The 20,673-nt window shown below is 64.7% G+C and carries 21 protein-coding genes; 18 read left to right on the forward strand and 3 right to left on the reverse strand.

What is annotated here, in order from left to right; all coding sequences use genetic code 11:
- Positions 1-10 precede the first annotated feature (10 nt).
- Complete coding sequence (locus tag G3574_RS22065) at positions 11-823, forward strand: DUF429 domain-containing protein (RefSeq protein WP_163967708.1); 813 nt, start codon at positions 11-13, stop codon at positions 821-823.
- 78 nt (positions 824-901) lie between these two features.
- Here the strand turns inward: G3574_RS22065 and G3574_RS22070 are convergent, their stop codons facing one another.
- Entirely contained in the window at positions 902-1,153 is a 252-nt protein-coding gene (locus G3574_RS22070; RefSeq protein ID WP_163967709.1) for a DUF6139 family protein, read from the reverse strand.
- Positions 1,154-1,656: 503 nt separating this feature from the next.
- On the opposite strand from G3574_RS22070, the gene G3574_RS22075 reads away from it, so the two are divergent.
- From G3574_RS22075 to G3574_RS22095, 5 genes are all read left to right on the forward strand, one after another.
- Positions 1,657-2,835 (forward strand): dienelactone hydrolase family protein, encoded by a 1,179-nt coding sequence (locus tag G3574_RS22075; RefSeq protein WP_163967710.1) that lies wholly within the window; start codon positions 1,657-1,659, stop codon positions 2,833-2,835.
- Positions 2,835-3,086, forward strand: coding sequence for a hypothetical protein (locus tag G3574_RS22080; protein WP_163967711.1), 252 nt, complete (start codon positions 2,835-2,837; stop codon positions 3,084-3,086). Before G3574_RS22075 ends, G3574_RS22080 begins: the two co-directional genes overlap by 1 nt.
- Before the next feature lie 48 nt (positions 3,087-3,134).
- Positions 3,135-3,905, forward strand: coding sequence for a histidine phosphatase family protein (locus tag G3574_RS22085; protein WP_163967712.1), 771 nt, complete (start codon positions 3,135-3,137; stop codon positions 3,903-3,905).
- The gene (locus tag G3574_RS22090; protein ID WP_163967713.1) at positions 3,902-4,840 is read left to right on the forward strand and encodes an NAD(P)H-hydrate dehydratase; all 939 of its coding nucleotides are present in this window, start codon (positions 3,902-3,904) and stop codon (positions 4,838-4,840) included. The genes G3574_RS22085 and G3574_RS22090 overlap by 4 nt, the downstream gene beginning before the upstream one ends.
- A 69-nt stretch (positions 4,841-4,909) precedes the next feature.
- Positions 4,910-5,473, forward strand: coding sequence for a DNA-3-methyladenine glycosylase I (locus G3574_RS22095; protein WP_163967714.1), 564 nt, complete (start codon positions 4,910-4,912; stop codon positions 5,471-5,473).
- Positions 5,474-5,748: 275 nt separating this feature from the next.
- Here the strand turns inward: G3574_RS22095 and G3574_RS22100 are convergent, their stop codons facing one another.
- A complete protein-coding gene (locus tag G3574_RS22100; RefSeq protein ID WP_163967715.1) occupies positions 5,749-6,654 on the reverse strand; it encodes a DMT family transporter in 906 nt (301 codons plus the stop codon).
- Positions 6,655-6,901: 247 nt separating this feature from the next.
- On the opposite strand from G3574_RS22100, the gene G3574_RS22105 reads away from it, so the two are divergent.
- From G3574_RS22105 to sugE, 8 genes are all read left to right on the forward strand, one after another.
- Positions 6,902-7,531: a pyridoxamine 5'-phosphate oxidase family protein gene (locus tag G3574_RS22105; RefSeq protein ID WP_163967716.1), complete on the forward strand. Its 630-nt coding sequence runs from the start codon at positions 6,902-6,904 to the stop codon at positions 7,529-7,531.
- Positions 7,532-7,548: 17 nt separating this feature from the next.
- Positions 7,549-8,268 carry an AzlC family ABC transporter permease gene (locus G3574_RS22110; protein WP_163967717.1) on the forward strand — a complete coding sequence of 240 codons (720 nt, stop codon included), beginning with the start codon at positions 7,549-7,551 and terminating at the stop codon, positions 8,266-8,268.
- Positions 8,265-8,597, forward strand: a complete 333-nt coding sequence (locus G3574_RS22115; RefSeq protein ID WP_163967718.1) for an AzlD domain-containing protein — start codon at positions 8,265-8,267, stop codon at positions 8,595-8,597. The genes G3574_RS22110 and G3574_RS22115 overlap by 4 nt, the downstream gene beginning before the upstream one ends.
- 154 nt (positions 8,598-8,751) lie before the next feature.
- A complete protein-coding gene (gene siaA, locus G3574_RS22120) occupies positions 8,752-10,800 on the forward strand; it encodes a biofilm regulation protein phosphatase SiaA (protein ID WP_235953562.1) in 2,049 nt (682 codons plus the stop codon).
- The gene (gene siaB / locus G3574_RS22125; protein ID WP_163967719.1) at positions 10,791-11,333 is read left to right on the forward strand and encodes a biofilm regulation protein kinase SiaB; all 543 of its coding nucleotides are present in this window, start codon (positions 10,791-10,793) and stop codon (positions 11,331-11,333) included. The genes siaA and siaB overlap by 10 nt, the downstream gene beginning before the upstream one ends.
- Positions 11,334-11,365: 32 nt before the next feature.
- Positions 11,366-11,746 (forward strand): biofilm regulation phosphoprotein SiaC, encoded by a 381-nt coding sequence (siaC, locus tag G3574_RS22130; protein WP_163967720.1) that lies wholly within the window; start codon positions 11,366-11,368, stop codon positions 11,744-11,746.
- Positions 11,743-12,546 carry a biofilm regulation diguanylate cyclase SiaD gene (gene siaD / locus G3574_RS22135; protein WP_163967721.1) on the forward strand — a complete coding sequence of 268 codons (804 nt, stop codon included), beginning with the start codon at positions 11,743-11,745 and terminating at the stop codon, positions 12,544-12,546. The genes siaC and siaD overlap by 4 nt, the downstream gene beginning before the upstream one ends.
- 72 nt (positions 12,547-12,618) lie before the next feature.
- Complete coding sequence (sugE, locus tag G3574_RS22140) at positions 12,619-12,933, forward strand: quaternary ammonium compound efflux SMR transporter SugE (RefSeq protein ID WP_163967722.1); 315 nt, start codon at positions 12,619-12,621, stop codon at positions 12,931-12,933.
- Positions 12,934-12,995: 62 nt separating this feature from the next.
- Here sugE and G3574_RS22145 read toward each other — a convergent pair whose 3' ends face one another.
- The gene (locus G3574_RS22145; protein ID WP_163967723.1) at positions 12,996-13,487 is read right to left on the reverse strand and encodes an SET domain-containing protein; all 492 of its coding nucleotides are present in this window, start codon (positions 13,485-13,487) and stop codon (positions 12,996-12,998) included.
- Between the two features lie 143 nt (positions 13,488-13,630).
- Between G3574_RS22145 and mnmC the strand changes: the two genes are divergently transcribed.
- From mnmC to G3574_RS22165, 4 genes are all read left to right on the forward strand, one after another.
- Positions 13,631-15,538: a bifunctional tRNA (5-methylaminomethyl-2-thiouridine)(34)-methyltransferase MnmD/FAD-dependent 5-carboxymethylaminomethyl-2-thiouridine(34) oxidoreductase MnmC gene (mnmC, locus tag G3574_RS22150; protein ID WP_163967724.1), complete on the forward strand. Its 1,908-nt coding sequence runs from the start codon at positions 13,631-13,633 to the stop codon at positions 15,536-15,538.
- 147 nt (positions 15,539-15,685) lie between these two features.
- Complete coding sequence (locus G3574_RS22155) at positions 15,686-18,067, forward strand: AsmA family protein (RefSeq protein WP_163967725.1); 2,382 nt, start codon at positions 15,686-15,688, stop codon at positions 18,065-18,067.
- Between the two features lie 258 nt (positions 18,068-18,325).
- On the forward strand, positions 18,326-18,514 hold the full coding sequence (locus G3574_RS22160; protein ID WP_163967726.1) for a hypothetical protein: 189 nt from the start codon (positions 18,326-18,328) through the stop codon (positions 18,512-18,514).
- 150 nt (positions 18,515-18,664) lie between these two features.
- Positions 18,665-20,587: a PrkA family serine protein kinase gene (locus tag G3574_RS22165; protein ID WP_163967727.1), complete on the forward strand. Its 1,923-nt coding sequence runs from the start codon at positions 18,665-18,667 to the stop codon at positions 20,585-20,587.
- Positions 20,588-20,673 lie beyond the last annotated feature (86 nt).

A 20,673-nucleotide genomic window follows, 5' to 3' on the forward strand; every position in this document is an offset into this window, starting at 1 on the left:
CACTTGAGGCATGCGAATTGTCGGCGTCGATTTCACTTCAACTCCCCGCAAGGCCAAGCCGATCACGGTCGCGCACGGACGCCTCGACGGCGCGCTGCTGCGCGTCGATCGATTGGAGGAACATTCCGGCTGGAACTCCTTCGAGGCATGGCTGGCCGAGCCCGGGCCCTGGCTGGGCGCCTTCGACTTTCCCTTCGGCCTGTCGCGGGAACTGGTCGAACATCTTGGCTGGCCGCTGCGCTGGGCGCCGCTGGTCGAGCATTGCGCCACCCTGAGCCGCGCCGAGCTGCGCGACACCTTCAAGGCCTTCTGCGACGCGCGGCCGGTCGGCAACAAGTTCGCGCACCGCGCGACCGATGGTCCGGCGGGCTCGAGCCCGTCGATGAAATGGGTCAATCCGCCGGTGGCGTATATGTTCCATGAAGGCGCCCGGCGCCTGCTTGCCGCCGGCGTGACAGTGTACGGCTTGCATGAAGGCGATCCGCAGCGCATCGCGCTCGAAGGCTATCCGGGAATGATCGCCCGTGCGGTGACGCGCGCTTCGTACAAGAGCGACGAGCGCGCGAAGCAGACGCCCGAACGTCGGGCAGCGCGCGAGCAGATCGTGAAGGCGTTGAAGGAGGGCAGGCATCCGCTCGGGATCCGGCTGCAATGTGCACCGGCATTGGGCAAGACGCTGATCGATGATGGCACCGCCGACTGGCTGGATGCGGTGCTGTGCGCGGTCGCGGCCGCATGGGCCGCGCGGCAGCCGCGCTTCGGCATGCCGCCCGTGATGGATCCGGTGGAAGGCTGGACCGCGGCGGCGCCGTTCGAGGAATGATTCCAGCCATCGTCAGGACGACCTCCCGACGATGGACGCATGGAGGCAACCGCCTCCTTTCATTTCAGTGCGTGGCGTTCAGACGTTGGGTCCGATGCGGATCTTGTCCTGCACGCTGGAAATCGCATACCCCTTGTCCTTGATCTGCTCCAGCGCATCGCGCGCATCGAGGCCCTGCACGGACTCGTTGTCTTCATCCAGATCCACGTTGTGCTCGGCCGTTTCCCAATCGATGTTCGTTGCCTCGTTGGGAATGGGGCGGCCCTCGGGCACGGCGAGGTAGGAGTAATGACCTCCCTGGTCAGGGCGTTTGTACACGTCGACTTTCATGTTTCCATCCTTTAAAAAAGCGCAGTCTGTCATTGACTGAATGGCATGGCAAAGGTTGCGGACCCGGGAAACGGGCGACCGACATGCCACTCCTTGCCGCACCGCTTTCCCCTCCCTTTGACCGCTGAAATCAGCGCAGTTCTTACGACTTTTTCAAGTCTTTCCTCAATTCGGTTGACCTTGCTGCAACGAATGTTTCCGCTTTCGCACATTCGCTGAAACAAATCTTTACGAGTTGCATGATTGAGTATTGAACGTCGGAAATCCAGTATTTAGAATGGGCAATGTTGAGATGCGTCAAGAAACGATTTGTTTTCTGGCAATGACGCGGACAACGCTTCGCCTACAGGCCATTCGGATTGCGCGCCATGCGCTTCACCCGACATGCATGCGAAGCAGGAGGGCGCCTAGGCGACCGTGTGCCAATTCGTCGTGTGTGAAAAAGTATGTTTCATCGATTACTTCAGAAACGTGACGCGAAAAAGAGCTGGACCCTTCCGGCGATGATCGGACTGATCTCGCTCACCGTCATCTTGTTAACCCATTCCGCACCCGCGCCCGCCGTGACGCTGGATGCAGCCCTGAACGAACAAGTCGTCATGATCCCCGTCGTCTCCGGCGGCGAGAGCGTCGACCTGGAAACCACCATCTTCAAGCCCCCCGGCGAAGGTCCCTTCCCGCTGGTGATCATGAACCACGGCAAGGCGCTGGGCAACCCGCGCGCGCAAGGCCGCGACCGCTTCGTCGTGCTGAGCCGCGAGTTCGTGCGCCGCGGCTATGCGGTCGTCATCCCGATGCGCAAGGGCTTTTCGAAGTCCACCGGCGACTATACCGATCCGGGCTGCAACATGACCGCCCACGGCCAGATGCAGGCGGACGACCTGCAGGGCACCCTCGAATACCTGCGCGGCCAGACATGGGTCGACAAGGACCGCATCGTCGTCGCCGGCCAGTCCTATGGCGGCCTGACCGCGCTGGCGTTCGGCACGCGCAACTTTCCGGGCGTGCGCGGACTGATCAACTTCGCGGGCGGCCTGCGCATGCATGGCGGCGACTGCCGCTGGGAAGCCTCGCTGGTCAAGGCCTTCGCCAATTTCGGCGGCAGGACCGCATTGCCCAGCCTCTGGTTCTATGGAGCGAACGACCAGCACTTCAGCCCCGAGCTCGCCTCGCGCATGTATGACGCGTACAACCAGGCCGGCGGCCACGCCAAGCTTGTGGCGTTCGGCGCATTCAAGAAGGACGCGCACGGCATGAGCGGCAGCCGCGACGGCGTCAAGATCTGGTGGCCCGAGACAGAGAAGTTCCTGCGGGAAGTCGGCATGCCCACGGAGCCGGTCATTGCCCTGTCGGATGAAATCAAGATTCCGAAGACCGAGTTTGCCTCGATCGAGAACATCGGCGCCGTGCCCTATCTGCGCGACCGCGGACGGGAGCAATACAAGGTCTTCCTGAGCAAGCCCTTCCCGCGCGCCTTCGCCGTGTCGCCGACCGGCGCATGGAGCTGGGCCGAGGATGGCGACGATCCGGTCGAGCAGGTGCTCGCGGAATGCCAGAAGAACAGCTCGCAGCCCTGCAAGCTGTATGCGGTCGACAACAATGTGGTGTGGGCGGACAACCAGCCCGTGACCACCGCCGCCGCGCCGGTCGCTCCCAGCGCCCAGGCCCTTACCGGTCCCTGATGATGGACAAGCCCGCCGGCAAGCCGCCTGAACCGGAAAAGACCAGCTTGCTGGCCACCTTCACCCGCGGCTATTCCGGCCCCGTCAGCCAGGTGGCCCTGTCCGCCATGAGCGCCTGGATGATCGTCACCGGCCTGAAGGGGCTGGCGGGCTTCGAGGTCAACGCGCGGACCGCGCTGGCCGACTTGCTCGGCGTAATCATCGTCATCGCCTTGCTGCGCTGGGCCCGCACCCGCTTCAACATCCGATAGAACTTCGCGCATGCCATCTTGTCTTTCCCTTCATGCAAGGGGAAGACGATGGCAGAACAAAAATGGCCTGACATGATCTGGATCGTGCGGCACGGGCAGAGTGCGGGCAACGTCGCGCGCGATGCCGCCGAAGCCGCCGGCCATCCGCTCATCGATATCGCCACGCGCGACATCGACGTTCCATTGTCGCCGCTCGGACGCATGCAGGCGGAAGCGCTGGGCAACTGGTTCGGCCAGATGCCCGGCGAGCAACGTCCCGGCGTGGTGCTCTGCTCCTCTTACGCACGGGCGCGCTCGACCGCGGAGATCGCGCTCAATGCCGCCGGCATCGACCTCGACGATATCACCTTCGTCACCGACGAGCGCCTGCGCGAGAAGGAATTCGGCATCCTCGACCGGCTGACGAAGGTCGGCATCATCCAGAAGTATCCTGAACTGCACGAGCAACGCTCGCACGTCGGCAAGTTCTATTTCCGGCCTCCCGGCGGGGAAAGCTGGTGCGACGTCATCCTGCGCCTGCGAAGCGTGATCGACACCATCTGCCGCGAATACCGCAAGGAAAGGGTATTGATCGTCGGGCACCAGGTCATCGTCAATTGCTTTCGCTATCTGCTTGAGCGCATGGACGAACAACACATCCTCGACATTGACCGCCAGAACGACGTGCCAAACTGTTCGGTCACTTCCTATGAGTTCGACCTCGCGCGCGGACGCCATGGCAAGCTCGTGCCGCGGCTCGTCAACTTCGTCGCTCCGCTGCGCGACGCCGGCACGCCGGTGACCGTCGAGCCGGACGTTCCCGCCGCGCCGAAATCATGAGCATGGAGTCGCCCTTCGATTCACTCGCGGAGCTCGACGAACTTGCGCTGCGCGCGTGGCCGCTGCCCATGCCCGCCGACGACGGGGACAAGGAAGACCGCGGCAGGGCGCTGCTGATCGCCGGCTCGCCGGAAATTCCGGGGGCCGCGATTATCGCGGCAAGGGCGGCCTTCCGCGCCGGCGCCGGCAAGGTCACGGTTGCCGCCGGAGAGAGCATCGTTCCGCTCATCGCGCAGGCGGTGCCGGAAACCCGCGTCATCGCCCTGCCTGAAACGCCGGCTGGCGGCATCGCGCTGCCGGCGGCCGACAAGCTTGCTCCGCTGCTGTCGCACCATGGCGCGGTCCTGATCGGACCGGGCATGCAGGACGATGCCGCGACCTGCGCGCTTGTGATGGCATTGCTGCCCAAGCTGGCGGAGGCCAGCCTCATCCTCGACGCGTCGGCCATGAACGTCGTGCGCCGGCAGTTGCAGGCGGTGGATGCGCATTCCGGCGTGCAGCAGCGTTTCATTCCCAGCTTCTCGTCGCCGGTGCTGCTGACGCCACATGCCGGCGAAATGGCGCATCTCACCGCGACCGACAAGGAATCCGTGACGGGCAATGCGCTCGACTGCGCGCGCCAGGCGGCGCGGCGCTGGAATGCCATGGTCGCGCTCAAGGGCGTTCCCACGTACATCGCCGCGCCCGATGGCAGGACGTGGCGCTTCGAAGGCGGAAACGCGGGACTGGCGATGTCCGGGTCCGGCGACGTGCTCGCGGGCATCATCCTCGGACTTGCCGCGCGCGGCGCGCCCCTCGAGCAGGCGTGCGCATGGGGCGTGGCGCTGCATGCCCGGGCCGGCGAGCGGCTGGCCGGGAAAGTGGGAAAGATCGGCTACATGGCGGGCGAACTGGTCGACGAAGTGCCCGGACTGATGCAGGAACTGCTCGGTTAAAAACGATGGGGCAGGGGCGCGGCGACTTGCATACAATGGCGCTGTCGACCACCTCCATCGTCCTGTCCCATGTCCCTAGTCCGCTGCGCCTGGGCCAATCCGGCCAATCCGCTTTACCTTTCCTATCATGACCACGAATGGGGCGTTCCCTGCCACGACGAGCGCAAGCTCTTCGAGATGCTGAACCTCGAAGGCGCGCAAGCGGGACTGAGCTGGGAAACCGTGCTCAACAAGCGCGAGAACTATCGCCTCGCCTTCGACGGCTGGGATCCGGAGCGCATTGCGCGCTACGACGACGCCAAGATCGCCGAACTGCTCGCCAATCCGGGCATCATCCGCAACCGCCTCAAGATCAACGCGGCCATCACCAATGCCCGCGCCTACCTGGAACTCCGGGAACGGGAAGGCGGCCTGGCGCCCTTCCTCTGGGCCTACGTGGATGGCAAGCCGATGCAGAATCGCTGGAGCGGCGCGGCGCCGGCAACGACTCCCTTGTCGGACCGCATTTCGAAGGAGCTGTCCCGGCGCGGCTTCAAGTTCGTCGGCTCCACGATCATTTACGCCTACATGCAGGCGATCGGCATGGTCAACGACCATAGGGCGGACTGCTTCCGCCATGCTTCGCTTGCGTGAGCCGGCAAGCGCTGGCGGGAGAAGACGCGAGGGAAGGGATGAAATGGAGGGAATGTCCTGGCGGAATGCCGATCGGCGATGACAAGCGCTTCGCGACTAAATGTTCTTAGACGAGGCTGCCTGCTTTCCGGATTTTCTCCGGCAGGAGGACTGCTACAGTCTGCACGGTCATTCACCAATGCAGCACCGTGTGGTAACTGCAGTCTCTCCTCAGTGTCTCCTGAGGCTTGGAGCGAAGGCGCGGCATTTCTTCGCTCCCTTTTTCCCCTTGTCCGCTACGCCGACCGCGCGCCCCGGCGCAACAGCAGCAGGGCCTTCTCGGCCAGTCCCACGGCGATCGCCGTGGCGAGCAGCACCGTGGCGATACCCGCCACCGTTCCGGGCGTCACCGGTTCGCCCAGCAGCAGCCATGCCCACAAGGAAGCCGTTGCCGGCACCAGGAAGGTGACGGTGATCGCCTTGCTGGCGCCTTCGGTGGCGATCAGGTGAAAGAACATGGCGTAGGCCACGCCCGTGCACACGAGTCCGAGGAAAGCGACCGCGAGCCAGGCGTGCAGGGTGGCGGTTTGCATGGCATGGGGCAGGTCCGGCAGGGCGAAGGGCAGGATGGCGAGCGAAGCGCTGATCTGGCTGCCGGCGGCGCTGGCAAGCGGCGGGATGCCGGAAGCGTGCATGCGGGTGTAGGTGGCGGCGTATCCGTAGCAGACCGCCGCGCCCATCGCGGCCAGCACGCCCAGCACGGTCTGCGTCGTCACCGCCGTCGGTCCGACGCCGACCAGCACCGCCACCCCGACCATCCCGAGGATGAACGCGCCGAGCCGCACCGCGGTCAGTTTTTCCTTGAGCATCAGGTAGCCGAAGACGCCAGTGAATACCGGCGCCAGCGAATTCATCGTTGCCATGTAGGAGGACGGGATGTAAAGCGCCGACCACGCGAACAGCACGAAGGGAATCGCGGTGTTGAACAGGCCGATGACGAGGTAGGTCTTGGCGTTCCGCCGCAGCTGGAAATCCACGCCCCGGGCGCGCGCGAACAGATAAAGCGCGATCGCGCCAAGGCCGGCGCGGCCCAGCGTGGTCAGCATGGGACCAAGCACCGGCGAAGCGATGCGCATGAGCATGAAGCTGGTGCCCCAGATGGCGCTGAGCACCAGCAGGCGGAACAGGTTGGCGTTGGACATGGAAGGATGATGAAGGAATGGAGCGCGCCGGGCTCCCGGCGCGGCTAGGCTTACCGCATTGTAGTCTTCGCCACCCTGCGTCCCTAGCGACATTTATTGACATGCGCTGTGAGCCAGATTCACATCGCCCCGCGTTGCCGCCCGGCGCCGGGCCGTTCCACGCGCATGCGCCACGCCGCGAATCATCATGCCCCGCGAAATTCTGCAACAATGGGACCTGGCATAAAAACATCCCGAGGACCGCCCCATGCATGTTCCCCGCCCGCAGTTCGACATTGCCGACGAAGCCGCGCTTGCCGCGCTGTTTGCGCCGGTCGCCGAGAATTCCCTGGTCAAGGAGCTGGACCGGCTCGACGACAATTACCGCCGGCTGATCGAGGCATCGCCCTTCGCCGCGCTCGCCACGTCGGGACCGCAGGGCGCCGACTGCTCGCCGCGCGGCGATCCGCGCAGCGTGGTGAAGGTGCTGGATGAAAAGACCATCATCCTGCCCGAGCGGCGCGGCAACAACCGCATCGACAGCCTGCGCAACCTGGTCGTCAATCCGCAATGCGCCCTGCTGTTTCTCATTCCCGGAATGGGAGAGACCCTGCGCGTCAACGGCCGCGCGCGCATCAGCGCCGATCCGGCGCTGCTTGCCGGGCTTGCGATCGATGGCAAGGAGCCTAAGGTCGCACTGGTCATCACGGTGGACGCGGTCTACTTCCAATGCTCGCGCGCCATCGTGCGTTCCGGGCTCTGGGATCCGGAGCGGCATGTCGACCGCGCCAGCCTGCCGACGCCCGGCAAGCTGCTGTCCGACATCAGCAACGCCCGCATCGATGGCGCGGCCTATGATCGTGAATTGCCGGCGCGTGTATCCGCGTCGCTGTATTGAAAGTTCGAGTGACGCCCATGTCTTCCTCGCGCCTATCCAGCCTGCTCGCCGGCGCGCGCGACACCCTGCCGATGATGATCGGCGCCGCGCCCTTCGGCATGATCTTCGGCACCCTGGCCGGCGCCGGACCGCTGGCGCCCTGGCAAGGCCAGATGATGTCGATGACGGTGTTCGCCGGCTCCAGCCAGTTCATCGCAGTCGGCCTGATCGCCGGCCAGACCAGCCTGCTGGTCATCTGGCTGACGACCTTCATCGTCAATCTGCGGCATGCCTTGTACGGCGCGGCGCTCCTGCCCCATGTGGCCGGCCTGCCGGCAGCCTGGCGCTGGAGCCTCGGCTTCCTCATGACCGATGAAACCTTCGCCGTGATGAATGCCCATTACCGGTCGCATCCCCGGTCGCCCGATGGCCACTGGTACTTCCTCGGCTCGGGCCTGGGCATGTATCTCAACTGGCAGGCCTGGACGCTGGCGGGCCTGCTGTTCGGCGCCGCCTTCCCGCAGCTGCAGCACCTCGGCCTCGACTTCGCGATGGTCGCCACCTTCATCGGCATCGTCGTGCCCCAGCTCGACCGCATGCCGCATCTCGGCGCGGCGCTGGCGGCCGGCGCCTGCGCCTGGCTGCTGCGCGGGCTGCCCTACAAGCTCGGACTCATGGCCGCGGTGCTGGCCGGCGTCGCCGCCGGCATGCTGCTGGAACGGGCGCGGCAGGCGCAAGCCGCCGGAGCGCGCACATGAGCGGGACCAACGGCACGCTGGTCATCCTCGGCATGGCGATCGTCACCTTCATCATCAAGGCGGCGATCTTCATCCTCGGCGGGCGCATCAACTTTCCGCCCCTGCTTCGGCAGGCGCTCGGGTTCATTCCGGTCACGGTGCTCACGGCGATCATCGTGCCCATGGTGCTCGCGCCCCGCGGCGGCGGCATGGAATTCCACTGGCGGAATCCGCAGCTCGTCGCGGCAACGATCGCCATCCTGGCGGCCGCGGTCACCCGCCGCCAGCTGCTGACCATCGTCGTCGGGTTGTCCGTTTTCTTCGCATGGCAGGCCTGGATCGCGGGCTGACCTGCGAAGCCGCCTTCAAAATCGTCATTTCCGGCAATGGCCGGATGCGCAGATGCCGGCCGGCCAGCCGATTTCATTTGCGCGCGCCGGCAAGCGCTGGCAAAATTTCCCTGCGGCGATGTTAGTGTCCCCTGGTACATGGCAGGCGGGATGAATGCCTGCAATCGCATCGAAAATCGGAGGACCCATGCGGCGGGCGCTCGGCCTGCGCGAAAAATCTGTCATCGCCCTGGTCGGCACATCCTTGCTCGTGCTCGCGCTCGCCGCCCTGATCGGCTGGAAGGCGCTGCAGTCCGTCCGCTCCCATCTCGGCGCTGCCTACACGCGCAACTTCACTCTTCTCAATCGCGAGAGGATGGTCGCGCCCGTCATGCGCGAGCTCGCCCTGTCGCTGCGCCTGGCCCGCTCGGAAGCGATACGCCAGTGGATGGAAACCGACCAGGATCCGGTCGCCGGCGCGAGGGCGCTGCGCGAAGCGGAAAGCTTCCGCCAGGATTTCACCGATCATTCCTATTTCCTGATCGCGGCCGGCAGCCGGAATTATTATTTCAACGATACCCGCGCTCCGTTCAGCGCACAGCCGCGCTACCAGCTCAAGGCCGACGACCCCAACGATGCCTGGTTCTTCAACAGCATGCGAAGCAGCCAGGCGTTCAACATCAATGTCGATCCCGACACCAAGCTCGGGCTGACCAAGGTCTGGTTCAACGTGCAGGTCCTGGACGGCGACCGCCGGCTCGGCCTCGCCGGCACGGGACTCGACCTGTCGGAATTCCTGCACCGCTTCATCGTGACCGCCGAAGAGGGGGTCACGCCGATGATCATCGACCGCAACGGCGCCATCCAGGCGCACCCGGACAACAAGCGCATCGCCTTCAATTCCGGCACCCAGGCCACCGGCGCCGACACCTCGCTGTTCGGCCTGCTGCAGCGCGCCCATGACGCCGACGACGCACGCGCGGCGATGGATGCCGCCTACCGCAACCCGGGCAGCGCCGAGCTGTTTTCCGCGCGCATGGCGGACCGCGAGCAGCTGGTCGCCGTTTCCTACATTCCGGAACTGAAGTGGTACACGCTCACCGCGGTCGACCTTGATGCCGCCAACCTGATCGATTCCAGCCTGCTGAAATGGGTGGTGCTGGCCGGCCTGGCCCTGATCGGCATCATCATGGCTGCCTATGTCTACGCGCTCAACCGGCTGGTGATGCGGCCCCTGTTCAAGCTCAAGCACTCCGCCCAGGAGATCGCCAACGGCAACTATTCGATCACTCTGCCCGCCGGCCGGCGCGACGAGCTCGGCGCCCTGACCGGCGCGTTCCGGGTCATGGCCGACAAGGTGAGGCGGCATACCGCCGAACTGGAAGACACGGTGCGCGAGCGCACGCGGGAGCTGGTGCATGCCAACAAGGAGATGGCTGCCGCCCACAAGAAGATCCAGGATTCCATCGCCTATGCCAGCCTCATCCAGCGCGCCATCCTGCCCGACCGCCAGCTCGAGGCGGCATTCGGCGAAGATCATTTCGTGCTGTGGCGGCCGCGTGACACGGTCGGCGGCGACTTCTATGTCTACCGCGAGGTCGCGGGCGGCTGCCTGATCGGCGTCTTCGATTGCGCCGGGCACGGCGTGCCGGGCGCGTTCATGACCATGCTGGCGCGGGCCGCCGTCGACCAGGCGATCGAAGAGATCGGCGCAGGCGACCCGGCCGGCATCCTGCGCCGCGCCGGCCACGTCTTCAACACCATGCTGCAGGTGGACGGCCGCCAGCGCGACATCGTGACCATGATGGATGCCGGCCTGGCGCACGTCGACCGCGATGCCCGCAAGGTGGTCTTTGCCGGCGCCGGCATTTCGCTGCACTGGGGCGATGGCGGCGATTCCGGCACGGTCGCGGGCACGCGCCGCTCGCTCGGCGAACGCGAGAGCGCGCAGTTCGTAAACGAAATGGTCGACCTGACGCCGGAGCGCACCTTCTATCTCGCCACCGACGGCATCCTCGACCAGGCGGGCGGCGACAAGGGCTTCGGCTTCGGCAACAGCCGCTTCGTCGCGATGCTGCGCCGGCATGCCACCCTGCCGCTGCAGCGGCAGCCCGGCGCATTTGCTTCTACACTAGCGGAGTACCAGGGCGATCATCCGCAGCGGGATGACATCACCGTCATCGCATTCCGTTTCGCCAGACAACAAGGACACCCATGGAACTGATGGATCTTTTTTCCTTGCAGCAGACCTATAATGCGCAGCGCATCCTGCTGTGCTTCAACGGGCCGCTCACCAGGAGCCTGATCGAGGAAATCGGCCTGGCGCTGCGCAACTACCTGCAGCGCGAGCATGCCACGCCGACCTCGTCGATGGATGTCTTCGGCGCCTACATCGAAATGACGCAGAACATCCGGCACTATGCCGCCAGCAAGGGATGGAACGACAGCGACGTGTCCGCCACCGTCGTCATTTCCCGTGACGGAGCCGGCCGCTATGTCGTGTCGGCGGCAAACATGATCGACATGGCGGACGGCCATGCCCTCGCCGAGCGCGTGGCGGAGATCGCCAGCAAGGACAAGGCCGCCCTCAAGGCGGAATACAAGGAACAGCTGCGCCGGCCGCGCGATGCCGCCACTTCAAGCGGCGCCGGGCTGGGCCTGATCGACATCGCCCGCAAGGCTTCCGAGCCGCTGGCCTGCTCGCTGCGTCCGCTGAGCGACGGCCGCGCGTTCTTTTCGTTGCGCGTCGTGCTGTAGCCTGGCGCCCGTTCGGATCAGAAGGAAAACACATGAACAACTTGCAGATTGACGGTTCGACTTCCACCCCCGCCATCCATGGCGACGCGGCCGCCGGCGTGCTGGAAATGAGCGGAGACTCGTATCCGGAGAACTCCTTCGAACTCTTTTCCCCCGTGCTGGACTGGGTGGAGCGCTACCTCGCGGCATCCGGCCGGCCGCTGGAGCTTCGCCTGTCGCTGCTTTACCTCAACACCAGCAGCGTCAAGGCCATGATGGATATCTTCGACCTGCTCGAAGGCGCGCATGGCAAGGGCAGGCAGGTCTCGGTCAACTGGTTCTACGACGAGCAGAATGAGCGGGTCGCCGAGCTGGCGGAAGAGTTCAAGGAAGATTGCTCCTTCCCCTTCACCATCACGAGCCGCGTGCAATGAAGCCGACCGAAGAACCCTTGGCGGAAGCCCTGGAACAGCGCGTCGAGCGCCTGCTGGCCGACGCGGCGCATGCGGGCCATCCGCTGCGCCAGGCGCTGGGCGACCTGTACGACGAGTTCCGCGACGCCTTGACGCAGATCGAACGCGTGACCCGGATATCCGATCGTTACCAGAGCATCAGCCAGCAGGAAAAGCTGACGCTGGCCGAGCGCTACCGCAAGCAGATCCGGCAGCTCGAACGGCTGTCCAGGATATCCGATCGTTACCAGGCGATGATGCGCGACCTCAACGAGGCGCTCAAGGAAGCCTCGACCAAGGACGCGCTGACCGGGATCGGCAACCGGCGCCTGCTGATGGAAAGCCTCAAGGCGGAAACCGCGCGGGCCGACCGGCTGGAGCGTCCGTTCACGCTGGTGATGGTGGACGTCGACCGCTTCAAGGCGGTGAACGACCAGTATGGCCACGATGCCGGAGACAAGGTGCTGATCGAAGTCGCGCGGGTCATCGAGTCGGGGATTCGCGAGTACGACGTCTGCGGACGCTGGGGCGGCGAGGAATTTCTCGTCATCATGCCGGAGATCGATGCGGTCGAGGCCGCCGCCGTCATTGAACGCATCCGTGCCGCCATCAACGCGCTCAAGGTGTTGTATGGCGAACGCCAGATCGGCATCACCGCCAGCTTCGGCATTGCCGAGCATGCGCGCGGCGAATCCATTTCCGATTTTCTCAATCGCGCCGACATGGCGCTTTACGCCGCCAAGCGTGCCGGCCGCAACCGCCTGGACATTGCCGCTGCCTGATCGGGCAATGCCGGACCGGTCGATGCGCGCCGTCGCCGTTGCACGCGGGCGGCACTTTTTCCGCTTATCACCATGTCCTGGATCCTGCTTTTCATCGCCGGCCTCTGCGAGGTCGGCTGGGCCGTCGGCCTGAAATACACCGAAGGCTTCACCCGCCTGATTCCTTCCGTGCTCACCGCCATCGCCATGCTGTTCAGCGTGGTCCTGCTCGGGCTGGCAATGAAAACCCTGCCGGCGGGAACGGCTTATGCGGTGTGGACGGGCATCGGCACCGTTGGCACCGTCATCCTGGGCGCGGTGTTGCTGGGAGAGCCGATGTCCCTGCCGCGCGTCGCCTGCATTGCCCTCATCGTGTGCGGCATCGCGGGCCTGAAGTTCTTGAGCTGACGATCGAAGGCGAAACCATTACCGCCTCATCCGCTGTCATTTCCGCGCGGGCGGGAATCCCGTCAGGCCGCCTTGCGCTTCTTCGGCGCCAGCAGCGTGTGCCGGCAGGTCTTCGCGCCGCAGCGGCACTCGTAGGCTTTCTTGATGGCCGGGGTGTGGCGCTGTTCCAGGATCAGGCCATAGTCGTAGTTCAGTTCCTCGCCCTCGCGCAGGTCGCGCAGCGCGTAGATGTACACCCGGCCGTCTTCCTCGCGCGCTTCGCAGTTCGGCTCGCAGGAGTGGTTGATCCAGCGTGCGCTGTTGCCGAGGCGGCCGCCATCGATGATCTTGCCGTCCTCCAGGCTGAAGAAGAAGGTATGGAAGCAGTCGGCCGGCTTGAGGTTTTCCCGGCGTTCCGCTTCGCGCGAGCTGATGATCTCGCCCTTGTACTCGACGATGCGGCTGCCTTCGGCGATGTCGCGGGCCGCGAAGACGCCCTTGCCATGCACCGGCGAGTCCTGGACGATGATCTTGCCGCTTCGGCGGGGCGCTTCGGGTTTCTGAGCTGTGGTCATGTGGCGTGCGTTCGGCAGGCGTTCGGTGGGAATGCGGAATTATCTCAATTTATTGGCCGGAAGAGTCATTCCCGATTCGATAAAATGCAATGCTCGTTCACGCTGGCGCATCGGCGAATGATTTGCCCGATGCCCGATCCTCCATGACCCGTCCCCTGACACCAGCAAGCCTGTCGTTCACCGGCGGCGTGCCGCGCGCGCCCGCCTACGATGACATCTACCACTCGGCCGATGGCGGCCTGGGGCAGGCGCGGCATGTCTTCCTCGGCGGGAACGGGCTGCCGGGACGCTGGCAGGATCGCGAGCGCTTCACCATCCTCGAGACCGGTTTCGGCATGGGCGTGAATTTCCTCGCCACCTGGCAGGCATGGCGCGATGATCCGCGCCGCTGCGCCCGGCTGCATTACCTTGCCATCGAAAAGCATCCTTTCAAAGAGCCCGAGCTGGCCGTGCTGCACGGCATGTGGCCGGAACTGGCCTCGCTGTCCGCCGCGCTGCGCGGCGCCTGGCCGCCCTTGACCCCCGGCTTCCACCGGCTGCTGCTCGACGAGGGGCGCGTCGTGCTTACACTCGCGTTCGGCGACATTGCCGATTGCCTGCCGCAGGTCGAGGCGCGCGCCGATGCCTTTTATCTCGATGGCTTCGCGCCCCGCAAGAACCCCGGGATGTGGGATCCGGTGCGCCTCGCGCGCCTGAACCGGGTGGCCGCCTCCGACGCCACCCTGGCAACCTATACCGTGGCCGGCGCAGTGCGCCGGGCGCTTGCCCAGGGCGGCTTCGCCTGCGAGAAGCGCCCGGGTTTCGGCCGCAAGCGCCACATGCTCGCGGCCGTCTATGCGCCGCGCTGGTCCGTTCCGCCGGTCGCGCGTCCCGCCGAGCGCCATGCCATGGTGATCGGCGCGGGCATCGCCGGCAGCGCCGCGTGCGAGCGCCTCGCCGCGCGCGGCTGGCGCGTGACGCTGCTCGAACGCCAGCCGGCGCCCGCGACGGAGGCGTCGGGCAACCTCGCCGGCATCGTCATGCCGCTGTTGTCGCGCGACGATAACCTGCCATCCCGGCTGGCGCGCGCCGCCTACCTGTTCGCGCTGAGGCTCGCCGGCCAGGTCGGCGGCGCCGGAATCGCCTTCGATGGCGCTGCCTGCGGCGTGCTGCAGCTTGCGCGCGACGCGGACCACGCCGGCATCCAGCGCGCGACCCTCGCGGAAGGAGGGTATCCGGAAGACTTCGCGCGCTGGATGACGCCCGGCGACGTGGCGCTGGCCACCGGCCATGCCGGCTCATCCGGCGGCTGGCTCTTTCCGCAGGGCGGCTGGCTGCGTCCCGCCAGCTTCTGCCAGGCCTTGCTGGGCGCCTGCGGCGCGCGGCTGGAAGCTTTTTTCGGCGCGGACGTGGCGGCGCTCCGGCATACGGGGGCGGGCTGGGAGGCGCTGGATGCCAGAGGGGAAATCCTTGCCGCCGCCCCGGTGCTGGTGATCGCGAACGGCGCGCTCGCCGGCACGCTGGCGCAGACCCGCGGGCTGCCCCTGCAAGCGGTGCGCGGACAGGTGACGCACGTGCCGGCCCGGTTCCTGCCGCCGTTGCCGATGGTGGTCTGCGGCGATGGCTACGTCACGCCGCCCAGCGCGGGCATGTGTTGCGTGGGAGCCAGCTACGACCTCGATGCCGATCCCCGGCTGCGCAACGACAGCCAGCATGGCAACCTCGAGAAGCTGTCCCAGCTGCTGCCGCAGGCCGCGCTTCCGGCAACGCTGCCGCTGGCCGGAAAGGTCGGATTCCGTTCCGTGGCGCCGGACCGCCTTCCCCTCGCCGGCGCCCTTCCCGACTTCGAGGCAAGGATCACGGGCAGCCGCCTGCGCGACGTTCCCCGCCTGCCCGGCGCCTACGGCTTGCTCGGCTATGCGTCGCGCGGCCTGATCTGGGCGCCGCTGGCGGCGGAACTGCTGGCGTCCCTGCTGGAAGGCGAGCCCCTGCCGGTCGAGGCGGAACTCGCGGCGGCGCTGGATCCGGGAAGGTTCGCATTGAAGGCATTCCGCCGCGCGGACCCGACCTGACCGTTATTTGTGCTTGCGGCGAGGCACGCCGGCCCGCTTCGGTTTATGCTATCCCTAAGTCAACGCGATGCCGGAGGCGGGGATGGGGCAAGGCCGGAGGGAATGTAACGCCGTCATGCGTGTCAGATCCTGCAACCAGGAGACGGCATGAAGAAGATTCTCAAAATCGCGCTGGTGGCCGTGGCGGCGCTGGCCATCTTGCTCATCGGCGCGGCGGCCGTCATCTCGGCCACCTTCGACCCCAACGACTACAAGCCGCTGATCATCCGCCAGGTGCAGGAAAAGAAGCAGCGCACCCTCGTCATTCCAGGCGACATCAAGCTGAGCTTCTTCCCCAAGCTGGGCGCCGACCTCGGCAAGCTCAGCCTCTCCGAACATGGCGGGGCAGGTGAATTCGCCGCCGTCGACCATGCCAAGGTATCGCTCGCGCTGTTTCCTCTGCTGCGCCGCCAGCTGGTCGTCGACCACGTGCAGGTCGATGGCCTGCGCGTCAGCGTGAAGCGGTTCAAGGATGGCACCACCAGCATCGACGATCTTCTTTCCAAGGACGAAAAGGGCGGGCAGGCGCTGCGCTTCGACATCGACGGCGTGCGCGTCAGCAATGCCCGCCTGCGCTACGACGACAGGCAGCAGGACCGGGTGATCGACATCGACCGGCTCGCGCTCGACACCGGCCGGCTGGCCGACGGCGCCGCCAGCAAGCTCAAGGTGACCGCGGCGCTCAAGGTGGACCATCCGAAGGTCGATGCGGACATCAGCCTCAACACCGGGTTCCGGGTCGATCTCGCGGCGGGCCGCTATGCCGTGAACGGCCTCGACGCCGACATCAAGGGCGCCCTGCTCGACTTTCGCGACCTCGCGCTCAAGCTTGGCGGCAATGCCGATCTCGCTCCCGCCGCCAAGCGATTTTCCCTGGAAGACATCAAGATCAATGGCACGGCAAGGCAGGCCGACGGCACCCTCGAGCTGTCGCTGGCAGTGCCGAGGCTGGCGGTCACCGACCGCAAGGTGGAAGGCGGAAAGCTCGATGGACAGGTGAAGAGCAGCGGCAAGGAGCGGCAGCTCGGCGCCACGTTCTCCATGCCTTCCTTCGACGGCACGCCCGCCGCCTTCCGCATTCCCGCCCTCTCCCTCGATGCGTTTCTTCGCGACGCCGGCACCGACGTCAGCGCCAAGATCAGCGGCGCGCTGGCAGGCGACATCGAAAAGTTGTCGTTATCGTCACCGCAGCTTGCGATGAGGCTGTCCGGCAAGAACGCGGGCAAGGCGGTGGAGGGCAACATCACGACCTCGCTGGCCGCCGACCTCGGCCGGCAAGTCATCGACCTGCCCGCGATGTCACTGCAGCTTGCCTTGCCGACCGACGGCGGCAGCCTGTCCCTGAAAAGCAAGGGCAGCATGAACTTAAACCTGGACAAGCACAGCCTTGCCTCGGCGTTCACCGGCACGCTCGACGACAGCGCCTTCGACGCAAAGATCGGCATGACGGCGTTTTCGCCGCCGGCGTTCCGCTTCGACATCGGCATCGACAAGCTCGACCTCGACCGCTACCAGTCGCGCCCGCCGGCCGATGCGCCGCAGCCCGCCAAGCCGCAGGCCGATGCGGCCGCCGACAAGCCGATCGATGTCTCGGCATTGAAGTCCCTGCATGCGGAAGGCAGCCTGCGCGTGGGCGCATTCAAGGTGCGCAACCTGCGCGGCACCAACCTGAGCGCGCAACTGCATTCTGCCGGCGGCGAAGCCCGGCTCGGCCCGATCGCCGCCGAACTGTATGGCGGGCGGCTGGCCGGCGAGGCATCGGTCGCCGCGACGACGCCCGCGCGGGTCAGCATGCGGCAGGCATTGTCCGGCATCGACGTCGGCCCGCTTCTGAAGGATTTCACCGGCAAGAACATGCTTGATGGCAGGGGCAACGTCCAGCTCGACGTGCGCGGAAGCGGCGCCACCACGGCCCAGATCAAGCGCGCGCTGGATGGCTCCGCCCGCGTCGAGCTCAAGGATGGCGCGGTGCGCGGCATCAACCTCGCGAAGGTGATCCGCGACGCCAAGGCAAAGATCGGCGTCATCCGCGGCGGCGAGGCGCCGCAGAGCGGAGTCTCTTCCGAAAACGAGAAAACCGACTTCAGCGATCTGTCGGCCAGCGTCCGCATCGCGAACGGTATTGCGCATAACGACGACCTGTCGGTGAAGTCTCCCTTGCTGCGGATCGGCGGCGCGGGAGACATCGACCTTGGCGCCGACAAGCTGGACTACCTGGTCAAGGCGACGGTGGTGAGTTCGCTGCAGGGGCAGGGCGGCCCAGAGCTCGAGGCGCTCAAGGGGCTGACGGTGCCGGTGAAACTGTCGGGGCCGTTTTCCTCCATCCAGTGGCACATCGACTTTGCCGGCTTGGCAAGCGAGCTCGCGCGGCAGAAGGTGGATGAGAAAAAGGAAGAGGTCCGCTCCAGGGCGCAGAAGGCCATCGATGAGCAGAAGGGCAAGGTGCAGGAACAGATTCAGGACAAGTTGAAGGGATTGTTTGGGAGGTAAGCGGGGAGGTTTCGTTGGCGTGAGCGGTTACCGTCGTCATTCCTGCCGCCTGTCATTCTTGCCCACACGGGAATGACAGCATTGCACGCTTGCGCATCCTCATCCAACGACGCAAACCATCCCCATCCGCATCAAGATTTTCCCCATCACTGCATATCGCCTGAACGCGTTGTCACGTTGACCTCGCAATCATTAAAACAGCGCTAATTTTGTTATTCATTTCTTCCGTTTGAGCGTGTCGCGCAGCGAACATCTCGCATGCAGAAATTCACGCCGGCGATTCTCGCTTCAGCTCGCGCGCCCATGTCGCGTTTTCGCAAAACACCCTTGTCCTTACTGCACGTTTTCGGAGCGGTACTGACCACGATGACGCAAAAAAGTTTTGCGCAATCGATCGCGCCACGCAAAAAAACAGCCCCGAAATATCGCTTTGAAAAGACCACTTGAAAAGCGTTTTTCCTAACTCGTTCCGCTTACAAAAAAAAGCGAAGAATTTCCTATCGACTCCAGAAAAGTGCGCGTATTATGAAATTGCGGAGTGGAAATTCAATCTGTATCCGACACCCAAATGACCGGTAGATTTACAAAGGAAACCCCATGAAGATCTTTGACAACTACGCATCACGGTATGAGCGGACTCGGGAAGAGGAATACTCCCTGCAAGAATATCTGGAATTGTGCAAGCGCGACCGACTCGCCTATGCGAGCGCCGCCGAACGCATGCTGGAAGCGATCGGCGAGCCTGAGCTGGTGGACACGCGTCACGATCCGCGGCTCTCGCGTATCTTCGCCAACAAGGTTATCAAAATTTATCCTGCGTTCCGCGAGTTCTACGGAATGGAGGAAGTCATCGAGCAGGTTGTTTCCTATTTCCGTCACGCTGCCCAAGGCCTCGAAGAACGCAAGCAGGTTCTTTATCTCCTCGGCCCCGTCGGCGGCGGCAAGTCCTCCATCGCCGAGAAGCTCAAGGCCCTGATGGAGCGCGTTCCCTTCTACTGCATCAAAGGCTCGCCGGTGAATGAATCGCCGCTCGGCCTGTTCGACGCGGATGAAGACGGCGCCATCCTCGAAGAGGACTTCGGCATTCCCCGCCGTTACCTCAAGACCATCCCCAGCCCGTGGGCGGTGAAGCGCCTGCAGGAATTCAACGGCGACATCAACCAGTTCCGCGTGGTCAAGCGCTATCCCTCCGTGCTCAAGCAGGTTGCGATTTCCAAGACCGAGCCGGGCGACGAAAACAACCAGGACATTTCTTCCCTGGTCGGCAAGGTCGACATCCGTAAGCTGGAAGACTTTTCCCAGGACGATCCGGACGCCTACAGCTATTCCGGCGGCCTGTGCCTGTCCAACCAGGGCCTGATGGAATTCGTCGAGATGTTCAAGGCGCCGATCAAGGTGCTGCATCCGCTGCTGACCGCAACGCAGGAAGGCAACTACAAGGGCACCGAAGGCTTCGGCGCGATTCCCTTCGACGGCGTCGTCCTGGCGCACTCCAACGAATCGGAGTGGAAAGCCTTCCGCAACAACAAGAACAACGAGGCATTCCTCGACCGTATCTACATCGTGAAGGTGCCTTACTGCCTGCGCGTATCCGAAGAAACCAAGATCTACGACAAGCTCATCCGCTCCTCGTCGCTGGGCAACGCGCCCTGCGCCCCAGGAACGTTGAAGATGATGGCGCAGTTCGCGGTGCTGTCGCGCCTGAAGGAACCGGAGAACTCCAGCGTCTTCTCCAAGATGCAGGTGTATGACGGCGAGAACCTGAAGGACACCGACCCCAAGGCCAAGTCGCGCCAGGAGTACACGGACTACGCCGGCGTGGACGAAGGCATGAACGGCCTGTCGACCCGCTTCGCGTACAAGATCCTTTCCCGCGTGTTCAACTTCGACACCACCGAGGTGGCGGCCAATCCGGTGCACCTGCTCTACGTGCTCGAGCAGCAGATCGAGCGCGAGCAGTTCCCGCCGGAGACCGAACAGAAGTACATGTCCTTCATCAAGGAATATCTGGCCCAGCGCTACGTGGAGTTCATCGGCAAGGAGATCCAGACGGCTTACCTCGAGAGCTATTCCGAGTATGGCCAGAACATCTTCGACCGCTACGTGACCTTCGCCGACTTCTGGATCCAGGACCAGGAATTCCGCGATCCGGACACAGGCGAGAGCTTCGACCGCGAATCGCTTAACGCCGAGCTGGAAAAGATCGAGAAGCCGGCAGGCATCTCGAATCCGAAGGACTTCCGCAACGAGATCGTCAACTTCGTGCTGCGCGCCCGCGCGCAGAACAATGGCAAGAATCCGGTGTGGACCAGCTACGAGAAGCTGCGCACGGTGATCGAGAAAAAGATGTTCTCGAACACCGAGGAACTGCTGCCAGTGATTTCCTTCAACGCCAAGGCAAGCGCCGACGATGCGAACAAGCACCAGGAGTTCGTGTCGCGCATGGTGGCGAAGGGATACACCGCCAAGCAGGTGCGTTTGCTCTGCGAGTGGTACCTGCGCGTGAGGAAGTCCTCCTAAAGCGCCAGCGCGCAAGCGCTCATCATGCCCCCTCCCCTTCAAGGGAAGGGCGGGGAGTGGGGATGGGTTTCGGTCGCGAGCAAAGA

This window comes from Noviherbaspirillum galbum (genome assembly GCF_010974945.1).
GTDB classification, from domain to species: domain Bacteria; phylum Pseudomonadota; class Gammaproteobacteria; order Burkholderiales; family Burkholderiaceae_D; genus Noviherbaspirillum; species Noviherbaspirillum galbum.